The organism is Flavivirga jejuensis, assembly GCF_030540765.1.
Lineage (GTDB): Bacteria > Bacteroidota > Bacteroidia > Flavobacteriales > Flavobacteriaceae > Flavivirga > Flavivirga jejuensis.
Map to the genome: position 1 here is coordinate 136,647 of NZ_JAUOEL010000001.1, position 16,962 is coordinate 153,608.

Below are 16,962 nucleotides of genomic sequence, written 5' to 3' on the forward strand. Positions count from 1 at the left end.
ACAAACAAATTAGAAGCTTTTAGTGCTTTGCTATATTTTTTGAGTTGTGCAACCACTAGAACGTATAAGATAAATTGATTGGTACGAGCCTGCATACGAAAATCCTCTTGGATTTTCTATTCGGTTTGTATTTGCTAATTTAGTTGCTGAAACACACAACAAAATCATATAAGAAACACATTAGCCACCATATTAAACAGAGACACCGACAATGAAAAAGTGGATATTTATTTTGTTAACCTTCACAGGGTTAGTACTGGTTTTAATAATATTCAAAACTTCAAACATGGGGTTTTTTAACAATCTATTTGGAAAAGAAAAAGTAGAGAAAAAAGAATTGACGATTAAGAAAGAAAGCATTTATTCCCATGACAATTTGAAGTCAGAAAATTTTGAAAGGTATGTTTTAGTAAAAGGAGAAAACTTGAAATCAGTTGAATCTAAACTAAAGGATTATGGAGAATTATCAGCAAAAGGAAATACTTATACCTATCAATTTTCAAAAGCACAATTAGGAGGTTGGACAATAATAAAAATGCCATCTGACTTTCAAGACTATTATGGATTTCATAATATTGTTTATTGGTTTTTAGGATTTCCACCAGAAGACAATAACTATGCAGATTTATCAATCGGACTTTCAATAAGTGACAGTTTATCATATGCAATCTATAATAACTACAAATTGAAAGATATGCTTAGACTTGAAGATGGCCTTTTTGGAGCGTTCGATAATGACGAAAAATTTATCCTCTCGATTCCTTTTGACGAGTTTAGAAAATCAGACAATAAATATATCAAGACCTTTAATAGTCTTCTAAATGACAACGGAATAGACTTCGAGCTAATTAAAAATGAGAGACTTGATTTTGAGGGATTTGGAATATTATTTAATGAAAAATAAGAAATATAGTGGCTAACAAAAAATATACTTAATGAGGGAGAGATGAGAAATTTAAACTTTTTTACATTTGCTCAAAATCGCAACAGTTTGATAATTTGAAGCTTTGAAATCCCTCACTACATATATTCAAAATATTGGGAGTAATTGACCAAACTGAATGGAAAAATAAGATTTAAAGAAAAAGTATTCGAATATTCTCTTATTGGATATATAGTTCTACTGTTATGTTGGAATTTATATGCACTGACAGTTGGAAATATGCAAGCCCTAATTTCAATTTCTATTCAAGGAGTTCTATTATTTTTAATTTTTTCAAGAAATAAAAATGCCAAAACTGGAATTAAAATTTGGGCGATAATATTAATGTTGAGCCACGGAATTTCGTTTCTAGCAAAACTTTTAAAAATCTTTTTAGGAGACGAAATTAATATAATGGAGTTATTGAAAAAAGCAATTTTTCTTATAATCGGAATTTTGATTTATGTATTTAACGAGAGATATGTAGAAGTTTCAAAGACTGAATAAAAATGTATTACAACAATGATGCCTGTTGCACAATCAGGCAACTAAAGATAAAGAAATTTCTTGCTCTGTTGTATGCAAGGTAAATGGTAAAGACTTTTTTGAATAAAGACCAAAAGCTATTTTTCCAAACAAAACAGCTAGTTAATCTGAATAAAAAGAACTTTACATTTTTGAGATCCCAGCTCTTTAAAGTTTGCAACAACCACACAGAACAAAAAAAGCGTTCAAAAGAGAACGCTTACAATATTATATAAAGATTAAATTAGAAATAATTTATCTATTCATATGCTTTATTTCATCAATAAAAATATCCAGATCAACATTGTTACTTACTAAAGTAAGCGCTTTGTCAACTATATATTTTACATTTTCAGAATGAAACCCAAGTCCCACGCCTATTTTCTTTAGTAACGTGTGTTCAGGATCGCCTTTAATAGTATCTACATGTACCATTCTTACTAGGTCATACAAACGCTCCAAGCGTCTATCGTAAGATACAGGAGGATTAATTGGTTGTGATTTATAATCTTTTAAAATTGATTTATAATCACCTTCACTAATATCTAAATTTTGTGCTAATCTATCTAAAAATGCTTGCTCCTCTGCGGTAATAATACCATCATCCATGGCAACACGTACAATAGCTGCGAAATGACTCTCATTACGCTTTTTAAACCCACTATCAAATAAATCTGAAAACGACATATCTTATTCTTTTTGTTTTAAAGTCGTGCAAACCTACATATTTTTTATATAAAAAGAAATGAAAATAACATAAAGTAGTCTCTACCAACTCATTCAAATTAATAAATAAAACGAGTAAATTTTGTTTTAAGGCTATTACTTAACCTTTTGAAATTGCAAGAAGTAACAATATATTGGTGTGCCTAAGCAAAATATAACAGACTATTTAAGAGAATGTGACTTTAATCTAAAAATTCTCCGACCCTTGGGTCGGGGTTTCCAACTTAACCTCTCCTTTGGAGAGGTCAGAACTGCCTTTTTTTGCAGTTCTGGGTGAGGCAAAATAAAAAAAATCGATTTTTGCCTCTATAAAGGCAAAATGAAACTGGCGAAATACCCCTATGGCTTGCCTCGGGGATAGTCAGTTTCAAGAATTTTTTATTGTTCTGGAGGCAAGCAAACTTAATGTATAATTATAGTCCGTGAAACTCTTAAATTTCATTTATATTTGATACAAAAAAAGACTGTAAAACTATATCTTTGTAGTCTTAACAATACGAAATAAGGTGAGTAAGATCATGCTTGAACAAACCTACGCACAGACTTTGCAAACGCAAGATCTGCAAACTACTATTGCCCAGCCCCAGACAAAAATACATTTAAAAGGACTTGTGGGCTCTTCTTTTTCATTTGTAATTTCTAGTGCTTTTAAACAAGCCAATAAACCATTTTTGATTGTTTTTAACGATAAAGAAGAAGCGGCATTTTATCTAAACGATCTAGAACAATTCTGCGGAGATAAAGATGTGCTATTCTATCCAGGAAGTTACCGCAGGCCATACCAAATAGAAGAAACCGATAACGCCAATGTATTATTGCGTGCCGAGGTTTTAAACCGAATAAACTCACGGAAAAAACCAGCGATAATAGTCACTTACCCAGATGCACTTTTCGAAAAAGTAGTCACTAGAAAAGAGCTAGAACGTCATACTTTAAAAGTATCGGTTAAAGATAGTTTATCCATAGATTTTGTGAACGAAGTCTTATTCGAATATCAATTTAAGCGGGTCGATTTTGTTACAGAACCAGGAGAGTTTTCTGTGCGTGGTGGTATTGTGGATGTGTTTTCGTTTTCGCATGACGAACCCTATAGAATTGAGTTTTTTGGCGATGAGGTAGATAGCATAAGAACTTTCGATGTAGAAACACAACTATCTTTAGAACAGATTAACAAAATCAATGTTATTCCCAATGTTGCTAATAAACTTTTAGAAGAAAAACGGCAAAGTTTCTTAAAATATATAGCTCAAAAAACAGTGGTTTGTTTAAAGAATGCAGATTTGTTTTTTGCAAGGATCGACGATTTTTATGAGAAAGCAGAAGCAGCATTTAAAACCCTTTCAACAGATATTAAACATGCCAAACCAATTGAATTATTTAACAATTCAACTTTATTAAAAAAGCAATTGCTAGATTTTTCAATTATTGAGTTTGGGAGTGCATCAGTCATGTCGAACGAGGGTGAGCCATCACATGAGATGGAATTCAATACTGCTCCCCAACCATCATTCAACAAACAATTCAATCTATTAATTGAAGATTTAAACACCAATCACAACAAAGGTTTTACCAATTATATAGCATGTGTTAGTGAGCAACAAGCAAAACGGTTTAAAGATATTTTTGACGATGTTGAAGAAGAGGTCTCTTATCAAACCGTGGTGCTTTCTTTACACCAAGGATTTATCGACCATGATAATAAAATTACCTGTTATACAGACCACCAAATTTTTGAACGTTATCATAAATTTCATCTTAAAAATGGCTACGCTAAAAAGCAAGCCATTACTTTAAAAGAACTTACCAATTTAGATATTGGTGATTACGTAACTCATATCGACCATGGTATTGGTCGTTTTGGGGGCTTGCAAAAAATAGATGTAGAAGGTAAAAAACAAGAGGCTATAAAATTAGTTTATGGAGAGCGCGATGTGTTGTATTTAAGTATACACTCGTTGCATAAAATTACCAAGTTTAATGGTAAAGACGGAAAACCACCAAAAATATATAAGCTAGGTAGTAATGCCTGGAAAACCTTAAAACAAAAAACCAAAGCTCGTGTAAAACACATTGCTTTTAACTTGATAAAACTTTACGCTAAGCGTAAAACAGAAAAAGGCTATCAGTACAATCCAGATAGTTATATGCAGCATGAGTTGGAAGCTTCTTTTATTTATGAGGATACACCAGACCAGAGCACAGCAACGGCAGATATTAAAGTAGATATGGAAAGCGAACGTCCAATGGATAGGCTCGTTTGCGGTGATGTTGGTTTCGGAAAGACGGAGGTTGCCATTCGCGCAGCATTTAAAGCGGTAGATAATGGTAAACAAGTCGCTGTTTTGGTACCAACAACTATTTTAGCATACCAACATTCCAGAACATTTAAAGAACGATTAAAAGATTTTCCTGTTACGGTAGATTATGTAAATCGATTTAGAACTGCTAAAGAAAAACGAGAGACTCTTGAAGATCTGGAAAAAGGAAATGTAGATATTATTATAGGTACGCACCAACTCGTAAATAAGAATGTAAAATTTAAAGACTTAGGGTTGTTGATCGTTGATGAAGAGCAAAAGTTTGGCGTAGCAGTAAAGGAAAAATTAAAAACCTTAAAAGACAATGTTGATGTATTAACGCTTACCGCAACACCAATACCCAGAACACTTCAGTTTAGCTTAATGGCAGCACGAGATTTATCGGTAATTACAACACCTCCGCCAAATCGTTATCCCATAGAAAGCCATGTTATTCGTTTTAGTGAGGATGCTATTCGTGATGCAGTTAGCTATGAAATTGAGCGTGGCGGACAGATATTTTTCATTCATAATCGTATTGAAAATATTAAAGAAGTAGCAGGCATGATCCAGCGTTTAGTGCCAGACGCTAAAATTGGCATTGGACATGGGCAAATGGATGGAAAAAAATTAGAACAACTAATGTTAGCTTTTATGGATGGTGCGTTTGATGTTTTAGTAAGTACAACTATTGTTGAAAGCGGACTCGATGTGCCAAATGCAAACACTATTTTTATTAATAATGCCAATAACTTTGGATTAAGTGATCTGCACCAAATGCGAGGCCGTGTAGGACGAAGCAATAAAAAAGCATTCTGTTACTTTATCACTCCAGAATATTCTGCCATGACCGATGATGCTCGAAAACGTATTACGGCACTAGAACAATTTACAGAATTGGGAAGTGGTTTTAATATAGCCATGAAAGATTTGGAGATTCGTGGAGCAGGCGATCTATTAGGAGGGGAACAAAGTGGATTTATAAATGAAATAGGATTCGATACCTACCAAAAAATATTAAATGAGGCTATTGACGAACTTAAAGAAAATGAGTTTAAAGATCTATATGACGAAGCCGATGAAGATAAAGTTTATGTAAAAGAGGTTACTATCGATACCGATTTTGAACTGCTTTTTCCAGATGATTATGTTAATAATATTGCTGAACGATTAAATCTATACACACAACTTAATAATTTAAAGACAGAAACAGAATTACATACTTTTGAGGCCGATTTATTGGATCGTTTTGGAGCGTTGCCAGAACAAGTGACCGATTTATTAAATAGTGTCCAAATTAAGTGGATAGCCACTAAAATAGGGTTTGAGAAAGTTATAATGAAGCAAGGAAGATTTATTGGTTATTTTGTTAACGATCAGCAAAGCAGTTTCTATCAAAGTAGTAACTTTACAAAAGTGTTACAGTTTGTTCAATCACATTCTAACGATTGTAAAATGAAAGAAAAACAAACCCGAAACGGATTGCGTTTAATGCTTTCTTTTGATGATATAAAATCTGTAAAACAAGCATTACAAGTGCTAAAGCCTATCGTGGCTTAATAATTGTTTTAATTAAAATAAATAAATAAAGTATAATTTTGAACCGCTTATTCTTTTTAACCGTTTTGTTACCGAGTATTCTTATTGCTCAACATGCTATTAATGGCAAATTTTCACCAGCGAAAGATTATAATATTGCCTTGCTATATAAAGTAACTCCCACGGTATCGGAGTATATTACAAATGTTGAAGTAGAAGAAGATGGCAGTTTTCAATTTAAATTAGATTCTACTGTTACTAAAGGCATGTACAGGATCGTGTATGCAGTGCCACAAGAAGATTATAATTTTGATATTATTTATAATGGAAAAGAAGATATAGATCTTACTTTTAATTCTGAAACAGGAGTTACTTTTATAAACTCAATAGAAAATAAATTATTGGCATCCTATACAGATAGTATGTCTATGGTTACTCAAAGTATTGGGAACTATTTCAGGCAAAAGAGTGAAGATACACTAGCCTTAAATAGTATTTTTAAAACCCAGGCAGAAACACAGTCTAATTTTGAAGCTGCTGCAAAAAATACGATCGCACTTTCTTTTATTAAAGCCAATAAACCATACATTCCTAAAAAAATTAAAGACGTTAGCGCTTATGTTGATAGTTTAAAGGTTCATTATTTCGATTTTGTGGATTTTAATAGTAAAACACTTCAAAGTTCTAATTTTTTAGAAGAGCGGATGTTAAATTATGTGTTTGGGATGTCTTCAAATAAGGAAGATGATATTGAGAATTATAAAACCAATATTGATGTATTTTGCAGTGCTATGAAAAATGCTCCAATAAAAGTTAAAAGAATTTTATTGGTTAGTTTATGGCAGCAAATAGCTGACTTAAACTTTGATAGTGTTGCTAATTATATTGCTGAGACCTATTTAATGGATATTGCTGTATCTTTAAATGACCAAGAGCTTTTACATGGATTAATTTTATTTAAAGACCTTTCTATAGGCAGTGAGGCTCCCGATTTTTCTTTTGAAACAGGAAAAGAAACAAAGACAGGTGTTAAAAAATTAAGTGAGTTAGATACAGCAGAGCATTACATCATTGTATTTTGGAGTAGCACATGTTCACATTGTTTAGATGAGGTTCCACAATTGAGAAGTTATATACAATCTAAAGAAAAAGGTGCCATACAAGTTGTTGCTGTTGCTTTAGAGGATAACACACTTAAGTGGAAAGATTTAATACAAAGTTATCCAGAATTTATACATGTATATGGAGCAGGAAAATGGGATAATGAGATTGGTAATGATTATGGCATTACTGCAACACCAACCTATTTTATACTGGATAAGAACAAGCGTATCATTTCAAAACCAGGAGATATTGAAGCTTTAAAGTTGTTTTTTAAATAAAGGAATATGTAATTATCTGTTGGATATTTTAAATTTTTAATAAATAATAAAGGTGTTTTCATTTTTATTTTTAGTTTTGCGGCTAACCCAAATTAAAATTTAAAATGAAAAAATTAATTAAATTAAGCTGTTTGTTTTTATTTGTTTCATTAATGACGACCTCATGTTCTAATGATGATGATGGAGCGGCAGAAGAAAACTTTTCTGATACTATAGAGTACAAGGAAGATGTTGTAGATATAACTAGCTCTGAAATAGAAGACTACGAAGGTGAAGAAGGTTATTATAACTATGATTTTACATTGTCTGGTGAATCGGATAGTGATGTATCTTATGTTTTTTATGTAGAATTGTTCTCAAAAGGTACCGAATCATTTAAAACAGGTACTTTTAAATATATTTCTGAAACTTCATCTGAATCGGCAGATTTTTACTACACCTATGCAGATCTAGAGGTCGATGATGAGAATCTAAGCGTTAAAGCAGGTGATATTACTGTGAGTGGAAGCGGTAGTAACTATTCTATATCGGGAGTGCTAACTTTAACAAACGATGAGGTTTTAAATATCAGTTATAGTGGTGAATTTACTGTTGTTGACGGAGAGTAAAAAAGGCATACTAAAGAATCATAATTTTAGGAAAATTTATTGATTATTTACATAAACCCTTTATTTAATAAAGGGTTTTGTGTTTTTAATATGTTTCTAAAAATGATAAAAGGCATCTTCCAAATGCTCAATATTAAAACCTTTTCCTTCTTTTACAATAGCTATAATATCAAAACGGACTTCGACGTCTAAATCATTTGTGTTTACATATTCGTCAACTGCGTTTACTAAACGTTGAATTTGTTTTGGTTTCACAAAATCTTGTGGGTTTCCAAAATCGGTTGTCGAGCGTGTTTTTACTTCAATAATGGCTAGTGTATCTTTTTGTTGGGCAATAATATCCACTTCAGCTTTACCAGATCGGTAGTTGCGTTCCACGATATCGTAACCGTTTTTTAAAAGAAAATCGACCGCTAATTGTTCTCCTTTTTTTCCTAGTTCGTTGTGTTGTGCCATATTAACTTCCTGATATAGGCAGGAATCTTATGTTAGGATTACAATTTAATTAATCAAATTAACTTCCAACCCAAAAAACGAATTATTATTTTCAACTATAGTATTATAATGTGGAATGGAATAATTCCAGATGTGATGCATGCGAATTTTTTTTTAATGTAAAGAGAGTGAGATTCTTCGACTCTGATAATCGTTTGTCATCCAGAGCACAGCGAATAATCTTTATAACTAATCTCTAAAGATTCTTCAGTCGTACCTCCTTCTGAATGACACGAACCCTTTGCAAACATAGGATGACACCTCAATTACGTCATTTTATCCGCTTGCTAAAATTTTTGCAGATGCCTACCATTGATGTGTTTTGTAAACGACTAACCTTCAGGTGCTTGTCATTCAGAGCGCAGCGAAGAATCTTTAGAGATTAATGATAAAGATTCTTCAGTCGTACCTCCTTCTGAATGACACGAACCCTTTGCAAACATAGGATGATACTCCTATTACGTCATTTCATCCGCTAGTTAAAATTTTTAACACAGATCTACCATTGACGTTATTTTTTAAGGCGTTGTTTTTCATAACATTAAAAATATTCGATCATGTGGATTCCTGCCTTCGCAGGAATGACAAAAAAACTACTAACCTGACCATACTCAATAACGTCATTTCCTCCACTTGATATTTTTTTTATCTCAGGTCTCTGAATGACACTAACCTTTTTGCAAACATAGGATGATACCCCAATTACGTCATTTCACCCGCTAGTTAAAATTTTTAACACAGATCTCTGAATGAACTAACCCCTAAACAAAAAGAAATCATCTTTCATATGTTCAATTTTTGAATCTTCGTTGGTAATAATATAATCGATAGCTTGAGAAGTGAAGTCTTTTCCTTTTTTTGTTAACGACACAATATTGTTGTCAATAAGTATCATGTTATTTTTAAGCGCTAATTCTAACACCGTTTTACTACGCACTTTTTGCCAATTAATATGTTCGTTAAGATGATTTACATGGCGTTCTTCTTCTTCATTATGATTTCTTAAATGCAATAAAAAAGTAAGTAACGATACTTCTGTACGCTGTTGTCTTTCTCTGTAAAGCACCGCAATAACCCCTTTGCTGGGAGCAAATAGATAAACCATTAAAAAGATGACACCTAACATGGTAGTAATAGAACCAGCAATAGAAGCGTCTAAAAAATGTGCTAACCAATAACCAGAAATGGCACTGAATACACCAAAACAAATAGCATAAACGAGCATACGTTTTAAGTTGGTGGTAAGTAAATAAGCGGTAGCAGCAGGAGCGATCATTAAAGCGACTACTAAAATAGCTCCAACAGCATCAAAAGCGCCAACGGTTGTAACCGAAGAAACCGTCATAAGTCCATAATGAATAACTGCAGGAGAAAACCCTAAAGAAGCTGCTAAACCAGCATCAAAAGTACTGACTTTAACTTCTTTGAAAAACGCAAGTAATAATCCAATAGTGATCAATAAAATACTACCAATAATCCATAATGATTTTGGACCAACATCCACTCCTGCAATTAATAACCTATCAAAAGGAGCAAAGGCTAATTCGCCTAGCAAGACAGCATCTACATCTAAATGGATGTCGTTAGCATTTTTAGCAATAAGAATCACACCTATACTAAATAATATAGGAAATACTAACCCAATGGCAGTATCTTCTTTTACCAAACCTGTTTTTTGAATATATTCGACCAAGATCACTGTGATAATTCCAGTTAATGCGGCTAAAAGAATTAATAAAGGTGAGTTTAGATCCTGGGTAATGAAAAAACCAATAACAATACCAGGAAGTATAGAATGACTAATCGCATCACTGATCATTGCCATTTTGCGAAGTACTAAAAAAGTGCCTGGAATAGCACAAGCAATAGCTACTAGACTTGCAATAAGTTGTATTTCTATCTGGGCGCTACTCATTATTTTCAGATTGTTGGTTATATAAATTAGAAGCCGTTTTAAAGCCTTCTTTTGTTAAACTCCAATCACTTCCATGAAGGGTTACGTAGTGTTTGTCAACCAATTTTTGAAGGGTTCCTTTTGTAAATCCTTGAAAATTATTTAAGATTTTTATGGTGTGTGGATGTGAAATATCATCATGAGTTTCTGCAATGTGGTACATGAAGGCTAACGTTTTATGAAGCTGTAGATCCCGACGGTTTTTAATAAATCGAATTTGTTTAAAAAGGAGGCCTCTACTTGGTGAAAAGATAAAAGAAATTAATACAAATACACCAGCAATAATAACTATTACAGGTCCTGTTGATAGATTATTTTGACTGGCACTAATGGCTGTTCCAAAAACACCTGAAAAGGCTCCAAAGATGGCAGCCAAAAACACCATAATCCCTAAGCTATTGGTCCATTGTCGTGCGGCGGCGGCAGGCGCTAATAACATAGCACTCATAAGTACAACACCAACCGTTTGTAAACCTAGTACAATGGCTAGAACAATAAAAGTGGTAATTAGAATATCAATAAATTTAGTATTGAAACCCAGTGTTTTTGTATAGTCGGCATCAAAAAGAAGTATTTTAAATTCTTTCCAAAAGAGTAATAAAACAATAAGGCAAGCACCTGTTACAATGACCATAAGCCAAACATCGCTTTCTACTAAGGTGGCAGCCTGACCAAATAAATATTTGTCTAAACCAGCTTGATTGGCATTGGGTTGCTTTTGAATAAAGGTAAGTAGGAGCATCCCAAAACCGAAAAACAGAGATAGAATAAGTCCTAAGGCTGTATCCGATTTTAAGTGGGTTCTTTTAATGATCCCACGAATCCAGAAAGTGCCAACAAGACCACTAATTAAAGCACCTAATAGTAAAACGTTACTGTTTTTTGCTCCAGTAATTAAAAAAGCTATGGCAATTCCTGGTAAAGCAGCATGAGAAATAGCGTCACCCAAAAGGCTTTGTTTTCGTAATACAGCAAAGCTACCCAACATGCCAGTTACTGCACCTAGAATAGCAGTACCTAATGTTATGGTTCTTAAGGTGTAGTCTGTAAAAACGAGTTGTATGTATTCTGTAATATCCATAATTCTTGCGAAGGCAAGAATCCTTCCCTTTTTCGCATATTTTATTTTTTATTATTCTGAACTTGTTTCAGGTTTTATTCCTTTGGAGTAAGCCCTGCATACTGCCACTGTAAACTGTTTACTTTTTTATTCGTTTCGAGTAAGCCCTGCACACTGCTGCTGTAAACTGTTTACTTTTTTATTCGTTTCGAGTAAGCACTGCACACTGCTGCTGCACACTGCCTACTTTTTCATTCCTGTATACTCACTTTATAGTTAATACCGTAGGTTTTAGTTAAATTATCATCATTAAAGATGTCTTTAACGGGGCCAGTGGCAATTTTTTTGACATTTAAAAAAGTCACCCAATCGAAATATTCTGGAACCGTTTGCAGATCGTGGTGCACGACGATAACTGTTTTATTTGCTTTTCTTAATTCTTTTAAAATATTGATGATGGCAATTTCGGTAGTGGCATCAACCCCTTGAAAAGGCTCATCCATAAAATAGATAGAAGCATCTTGTACCAAAGCTCTCGCCAAGAAAATACGTTGTTGTTGTCCGCCAGAAAGTTGGCTTATTTGTCTGTTTTTAAAAGAGAGCATGCCTACTTTTTCTAATGCCTCAAGAGCCATCTTTTTTTCCTTTTGTCCAGGACGTTTTATCCAACCCAAGCTGCCGTATGTTCCCATCATTACAACATCTAAAGCTGTTGTTGGGAAATCCCAATCTACACTTCCTTTTTGTGGTACATAGGCAACTAATGCCCGTTGTTTTTCATAAGATTTACCATAAATACTAACACTCCCAGCAATAGGTTTTAAAATACCAAGAATTGATTTTATAAGTGTTGATTTTCCTGCGCCATTTGGTCCAACAATAGCCATAAGAACTCCTTCAGGTATTTCTAAATCGATATCCCAAAGCACAGGTTTGTAGTTATATGCTACGGTTAAATCATCTACTTTTACTGCGATGTTGTTTTTCATTTTTCTTATTTTACCCTTCCGAATTCAGCTTTTTTAAGCTGAATCCATCTTTCCTAAAACAGGTAAGGAACTTCTGCTTATATTATTTTTGTATACCAGTGAACTTTACGTTTGAGTAAGTACTGCAAACTGCTACTGGATACTGTTAACTTATTTAAGCATAAATTATATTAGTTATTTACCTTTCCGACTTTCAATTTCTTAGGAAATTGAAAACCACCTTTCCTAAAATAGGAAAGGAGCTCCTTATTATTAAAATTTCATGTTCCAATTAAAAAGGTTCTTATGTTTTTTATCCTTGGAATGATGTTTTTTATACAGCACACTGCTAACTTATTTAAGTGCATTAACAATAGTTTTTACATTATATTGAAACATGCCAATGTATGTCCCTTCAGCAGTACCCGCATTTCCAAGCGCATCTGAATATAAAGAACCGCCAATAGTAACATGGTGTCCTTTAGAATTTACGGCAGCTTGTAAAGCCTCGATAGTACGTTTTGGTACTGAACTTTCTATAAAGATAGCTTTTACATTTTTTTCTATAATGAAAGCTGATAACTTTTGAACATCTTGAACGCCAGCTTCGGTAGCGGTAGATAAGCCTTGTAAACCAACCACTTCAAAATTAAATGATTTTCCGAAATAATTAAAAGCATCGTGAGCTGTTACCAAAATACGTTTTTCTTCTGGAAGCGTTTCAATAGTTGCTATTAATTTGGCTTTTAACGCTTCTAGTTGTTTTATATAATTAGCACCGTTAGCTTCGAATGTTGCTTTTTGTTCTGGAACTGCTTCTGAAAGTTTATTAACTATAAAATGTGTGGCTAACATCCAATATTCCACATTAAACCAAATATGTGGATCGTAATTAGAAGCAAAATACTCAGAACCAATCAATGTCTTTTCATCTAAAGCATCAGAAATTGCAATAGTTTTGGTCTTTTGACTGTGCATTTTCTCGAATACTTCTACTAACTTACCTTCTAAATGCAGTCCGTTGTAAAAAATAATATCGGCATTAGCTAATTTGGAAACATCGCCTTCACTTGCTTTATATAAGTGTGGGTCTACACCACTACCCATAAGTCCTTGTAGGTTAATATGTTCTCCTCCAATATTTTTTACTAAGTCGGTAATCATAGATGTGGTAGTTACCACATTAAATTTATCATTAGCTTTTTTTTCGTTTTTACAACTTAAAAAAAGGAAACTGATAACGATTATGTAGAGATATTTTTTCATGTATTTAATTTGTTGTGAAATTACTAAAAAGCACTTAATTATTTAAAAGAATATCTCATGCCAAAAAAAGCACGAATACCTTGGTTTGGTCCGTAAACATATGATGGGTCAAAAGGTAAATCTGTAGGGTCGTTTTCATCTAAGGTTTTATCGAATGGATCATTGGCTCTTGAAATAATAAAAGGATTACCTCTATTTGGTGTCCAGTTTAATAAATTTTTCACACCTCCGTAAATTTCAAAATTAGTTAATCCATCATAAGTTAATTGTATGTTTTGTATACTCCATACTGGTGAATTTTCTTTTCGTGGATCAAATTCTCCTAAAGTTGGTAAACGCATAGGGCCGTATATGTTTCCAGTATAATCCAACGTTAAATTGTATTTATAATTTTTATAAGAAGCAGCCCATGTTCCTGTAAAGCGTTCGGTTAAAATCTGACGTTGTTTTATACCATTTTCGGTTTGCGATACATCTTGAAATGTACCACCAACTAAAACCTTGACACCACTGGTTACAATAGCATCTAAATTTACACTTACCCCTTTAGTAATAGCTTTGCCTTCTAAATTATCGTATATAATTTGGTTGGGGTTTGTATCGTAATCTGGTGTAATTAGGTTTGTAAAATGAGTATACCAAGCAGAGGCATCTAGCCCTATAATAGCTCCCGATTTAGTATAAAACTTTTTAAGATAATTGACATTAACATTATAGGAACGTTCTGGTTTTAATTCTTCTGTAATGATAACATCTCTTGCTCCTGTAAGGGCTGCGTGTTCTTCGGTAAATATATTAACGACTCTAAAACCTGTTCCTGCATTTACCCGAAAAACGTCATCACTTGTAGGTTTGAATTTATATGCAATTCTTGGGGTAAATATATTACCATGCCTTTTATCGTAATCATAGCGTGCTCCCAGTAGTAGTGTGTTTTTGTTACTAAGTTTAATTTCATCTTGTGCAAAAAGAGAAGGGATTACAACTTCGTCGGCACCTACGGTAGCTGGTGTACTATCGTTGTAGTAATTGTATCTGGCGGCTATCCCAAAGAGTAAATCATGATTTTTAAGTGGTTTGTCCCATGTAAATTGCCCGAAACCAATACGCTGCTGCGCTAGATAAGGCACATTGCCGTATACCGAATTTTGATCATGATCTGTGTAAGAGAATTGAAATAAAATCTTTTCTGTTACGGGTAGTTGATATTTTCCTAAAAGTTCAAAACGAGACGTGTAGATACTTTCGCCATAAACTTCATCTCCTCCTCTAAAAAAAGAATTCCATTGCATTTCCCCACCCCATCTATCTTCATAAAAATAGCGTCCAGCTAAAGAAAATAGTCTATTAGAATCACGTTTAAAATCCCATTTCTGAAAAACAGAAATTCTATTTTGGAGGGTTAAATCGGTAAAATTGTCTCCGTTATTGTCTATTGGGTTGTTATAGTTGAAATAATTAGTCCCAAAAAGCACGTTAGCTTTTTTTCCTACTTTGGTTTTAAACCCTAAGTCTAGATTAACTTCTCCCCAGCCTGTTGCGTAGCTATCTGCAAAAAACCGAGGGGCATTTTCTGGGAGTTTTGTTATTATATTAATTAAACCACCTACGGCTTCACTTCCATAAAGTGAAGATGCAGGCCCTTTTACTATTTCTATTTGCTCGATTAAGGAATTCGGTATTCCAGAAAGCCCATAAACAGTAGACAACCCACTTACAATAGGCATACCATCAATAAGCACAAGGGTATAGGGGCCTTCTAAACCATTAATATGAATGTCTCCTGTATTACAAACATTACAATTAATCTGTGGGCGAACGCCGTTTACATTTTGTAAGGCTTCAAAAATATTGGGTGTTGGGTTCTTTTTTAAAAATGTGGGGGAGTAAACTTCAACTGGTACAGGACTTTCCAGACGGGATACTGCTTTTAAAGTTCCTGTAACCACAACTTCATCAAGTAATTCTGATTCTGGTAAATCAAAATCGACAACCACATCATTTGAGTCTATATTAATTGTTTTTCTTTGAGTTTGATATCCAGTGAATGAAGCAATAACAGTATAGGTTCCATCTTTTACTCCGTTTATTTTAAATGAACCGTCATCTTTGGATACGGCTCCCTTTTTTGAGTTTTTCAAATAAATATTAACATAAGGTAAAGAGTTTCCATTTGTTAACGTTTTTCCAGTTATATTTTGAGCGTTTATTGTAAAAGATAATGCACTTAAGAAGAGTATTGTTAGATGTCTCATTGTTTAATTTTTATGCAAATATAAAATAATTTTTAGATTTATCTAAAAATTATTTTATATTATTAATTATCCTATCTTTGTTTTTGTCTAAATAATAGTTATGATAACCCTTACAGAAGAAAATTATATTAAAGCTATTTATCATTTGGGAAAGTATGGTGTTAATAATGTGAGCACGAATGCTATTGCCAAAGAGATGGAAACAAAAGCTTCATCTGTGACCGATATGGTTAAGAAACTCTCTGAAAAGAGCTATGTTGATTATAAAAAATATCAAGGAGTCACTTTAACTCAAAAAGGAAAAGAGATTGCTATAAATATTGTTAGAAAACATAGACTTTGGGAAGTGTTTTTGGTTGAGAAATTAAATTTTTCGTGGGACGAGGTTCATGAAGTGGCGGAACAATTAGAACATATAAAGTCTAAAAAATTAATTAGTCAGTTGGATGCATTTTTAGAGTTCCCTACCCACGATCCGCACGGTGATCCTATTCCAGATAAAATGGGTCATATTAAAAAGATTGATAAAATTTTACTTTCTGAAGCGGAAATAGGGAATGATTGTATCTGCGTTGGTGTTCAGGATTCTTCGTCAGAATTTTTAAAATATTTAGATAAAAACAATATAGCTTTAGGAACGGAATTGAAAGTTTGTCACCGAGAAGCTTTTGATAACTCTATCACCATAAAGATAAAAACGAAGGAACTAATAATATCTAATATGATTGCCAATAACCTTTTTGTAAAGATTTCTTAAAGTAAATTTTAAGGCAGGGCAAATAAGACCATAAAATTAATGACAACCACAACCGTCATCGCCACCACAAGCTTTTTTTGCTTTTGATTTTTTCCAGAAGAATTTTTTAACTAAAAAGCTAATAGCGAAAGCCATTGCTGTAAAGACTAATATGTTTTGAATAATGGTGTTCATGTTTTGTTTAGTCGATAATCTTTTTACTTCCTTA

General features: G+C 33.2%; 14 protein-coding genes. 6 read left to right on the top strand and 8 right to left on the bottom strand.

Annotated features, from left to right (window positions below):
• The first annotated feature begins 211 nt into the window (after positions 1-211).
• Entirely contained in the window at positions 212-904 is a 693-nt protein-coding gene (locus Q4Q40_RS00650; protein WP_303299740.1) for a hypothetical protein, read from the top strand.
• A gap of 144 nt (positions 905-1,048) precedes the next feature.
• Complete coding sequence (locus tag Q4Q40_RS00655) at positions 1,049-1,429, top strand: hypothetical protein (RefSeq protein ID WP_303299741.1); 381 nt, start codon at positions 1,049-1,051, stop codon at positions 1,427-1,429.
• Between the two features lie 273 nt (positions 1,430-1,702).
• Here the strand turns inward: Q4Q40_RS00655 and Q4Q40_RS00660 are convergent, their stop codons facing one another.
• Positions 1,703-2,134 carry a tellurite resistance TerB family protein gene (locus Q4Q40_RS00660; RefSeq protein WP_303299742.1) on the bottom strand — a complete coding sequence of 144 codons (432 nt, stop codon included), beginning with the start codon at positions 2,132-2,134 and terminating at the stop codon, positions 1,703-1,705.
• A gap of 557 nt (positions 2,135-2,691) precedes the next feature.
• On the opposite strand from Q4Q40_RS00660, the gene mfd reads away from it, so the two are divergent.
• The 3 genes from mfd to Q4Q40_RS00675 all read left to right on the top strand — a co-directional run bounded on the left by mfd (position 2,692) and on the right by Q4Q40_RS00675 (position 7,999).
• Positions 2,692-6,030 carry a transcription-repair coupling factor gene (gene mfd, locus Q4Q40_RS00665; protein ID WP_425555838.1) on the top strand — a complete coding sequence of 1,113 codons (3,339 nt, stop codon included), beginning with the start codon at positions 2,692-2,694 and terminating at the stop codon, positions 6,028-6,030.
• Between the two features lie 38 nt (positions 6,031-6,068).
• The gene (locus Q4Q40_RS00670) at positions 6,069-7,391 is read left to right on the top strand and encodes a TlpA family protein disulfide reductase (RefSeq protein ID WP_303299744.1); all 1,323 of its coding nucleotides are present in this window, start codon (positions 6,069-6,071) and stop codon (positions 7,389-7,391) included.
• A 104-nt stretch (positions 7,392-7,495) separates the two neighbouring features.
• Positions 7,496-7,999, top strand: coding sequence for a hypothetical protein (locus Q4Q40_RS00675; RefSeq protein WP_303299745.1), 504 nt, complete (start codon positions 7,496-7,498; stop codon positions 7,997-7,999).
• A 96-nt stretch (positions 8,000-8,095) separates the two neighbouring features.
• On the opposite strand, the gene Q4Q40_RS00680 is transcribed toward Q4Q40_RS00675, so the two are convergent.
• The 6 genes from Q4Q40_RS00680 to Q4Q40_RS00705 form a co-directional block, all read right to left on the bottom strand.
• On the bottom strand, positions 8,096-8,455 hold the full coding sequence (locus tag Q4Q40_RS00680; RefSeq protein WP_303299746.1) for a YraN family protein: 360 nt from the start codon (positions 8,453-8,455) through the stop codon (positions 8,096-8,098).
• A gap of 793 nt (positions 8,456-9,248) precedes the next feature.
• Positions 9,249-10,409, bottom strand: a complete 1,161-nt coding sequence (locus tag Q4Q40_RS00685) for a metal ABC transporter permease (RefSeq protein ID WP_303299747.1) — start codon at positions 10,407-10,409, stop codon at positions 9,249-9,251.
• A complete protein-coding gene (locus tag Q4Q40_RS00690; protein WP_303299748.1) occupies positions 10,402-11,529 on the bottom strand; it encodes a metal ABC transporter permease in 1,128 nt (375 codons plus the stop codon). The genes Q4Q40_RS00685 and Q4Q40_RS00690 overlap by 8 nt, the downstream gene beginning before the upstream one ends.
• Positions 11,530-11,759: 230 nt before the next feature.
• Positions 11,760-12,497, bottom strand: coding sequence for a metal ABC transporter ATP-binding protein (locus Q4Q40_RS00695; RefSeq protein ID WP_303299749.1), 738 nt, complete (start codon positions 12,495-12,497; stop codon positions 11,760-11,762).
• A 333-nt stretch (positions 12,498-12,830) separates the two neighbouring features.
• Entirely contained in the window at positions 12,831-13,742 is a 912-nt protein-coding gene (locus tag Q4Q40_RS00700; protein WP_303299750.1) for a metal ABC transporter solute-binding protein, Zn/Mn family, read from the bottom strand.
• 38 nt (positions 13,743-13,780) lie between these two features.
• On the bottom strand, positions 13,781-15,997 hold the full coding sequence (locus tag Q4Q40_RS00705) for a TonB-dependent receptor (RefSeq protein WP_303299751.1): 2,217 nt from the start codon (positions 15,995-15,997) through the stop codon (positions 13,781-13,783).
• A 100-nt stretch (positions 15,998-16,097) separates the two neighbouring features.
• On the opposite strand from Q4Q40_RS00705, the gene Q4Q40_RS00710 reads away from it, so the two are divergent.
• On the top strand, positions 16,098-16,754 hold the full coding sequence (locus Q4Q40_RS00710) for a metal-dependent transcriptional regulator (RefSeq protein ID WP_303299752.1): 657 nt from the start codon (positions 16,098-16,100) through the stop codon (positions 16,752-16,754).
• Between the two features lie 36 nt (positions 16,755-16,790).
• Here the strand turns inward: Q4Q40_RS00710 and Q4Q40_RS00715 are convergent, their stop codons facing one another.
• The gene (locus Q4Q40_RS00715) at positions 16,791-16,928 is read right to left on the bottom strand and encodes a FeoB-associated Cys-rich membrane protein (protein ID WP_303299753.1); all 138 of its coding nucleotides are present in this window, start codon (positions 16,926-16,928) and stop codon (positions 16,791-16,793) included.
• Between the last annotated feature and the right edge of the window lie 34 nt (positions 16,929-16,962).

Coding starts and splice junctions, on each gene's coding strand:
- Q4Q40_RS00680 (WP_303299746.1), bottom strand. CDS start 8,455: ATGGCACAACACAACGAACTAGGAAAAAAAGGAGAACAATTAGCGGTC.
- Q4Q40_RS00705 (WP_303299751.1), bottom strand. CDS start 15,997: ATGAGACATCTAACAATACTCTTCTTAAGTGCATTATCTTTTACAATA.
- Q4Q40_RS00660 (WP_303299742.1), bottom strand. CDS start 2,134: ATGTCGTTTTCAGATTTATTTGATAGTGGGTTTAAAAAGCGTAATGAG.
- Q4Q40_RS00700 (WP_303299750.1), bottom strand. CDS start 13,742: ATGAAAAAATATCTCTACATAATCGTTATCAGTTTCCTTTTTTTAAGT.
- Q4Q40_RS00695 (WP_303299749.1), bottom strand. CDS start 12,497: ATGAAAAACAACATCGCAGTAAAAGTAGATGATTTAACCGTAGCATAT.
- Q4Q40_RS00710 (WP_303299752.1), top strand. CDS start 16,098: ATGATAACCCTTACAGAAGAAAATTATATTAAAGCTATTTATCATTTG.
- Q4Q40_RS00675 (WP_303299745.1), top strand. CDS start 7,496: ATGAAAAAATTAATTAAATTAAGCTGTTTGTTTTTATTTGTTTCATTA.
- Q4Q40_RS00650 (WP_303299740.1), top strand. CDS start 212: ATGAAAAAGTGGATATTTATTTTGTTAACCTTCACAGGGTTAGTACTG.
- Q4Q40_RS00715 (WP_303299753.1), bottom strand. CDS start 16,928: ATGAACACCATTATTCAAAACATATTAGTCTTTACAGCAATGGCTTTC.
- mfd (WP_425555838.1), top strand. CDS start 2,692: ATGCTTGAACAAACCTACGCACAGACTTTGCAAACGCAAGATCTGCAA.
- Q4Q40_RS00690 (WP_303299748.1), bottom strand. CDS start 11,529: ATGGATATTACAGAATACATACAACTCGTTTTTACAGACTACACCTTA.
- Q4Q40_RS00685 (WP_303299747.1), bottom strand. CDS start 10,409: ATGAGTAGCGCCCAGATAGAAATACAACTTATTGCAAGTCTAGTAGCT.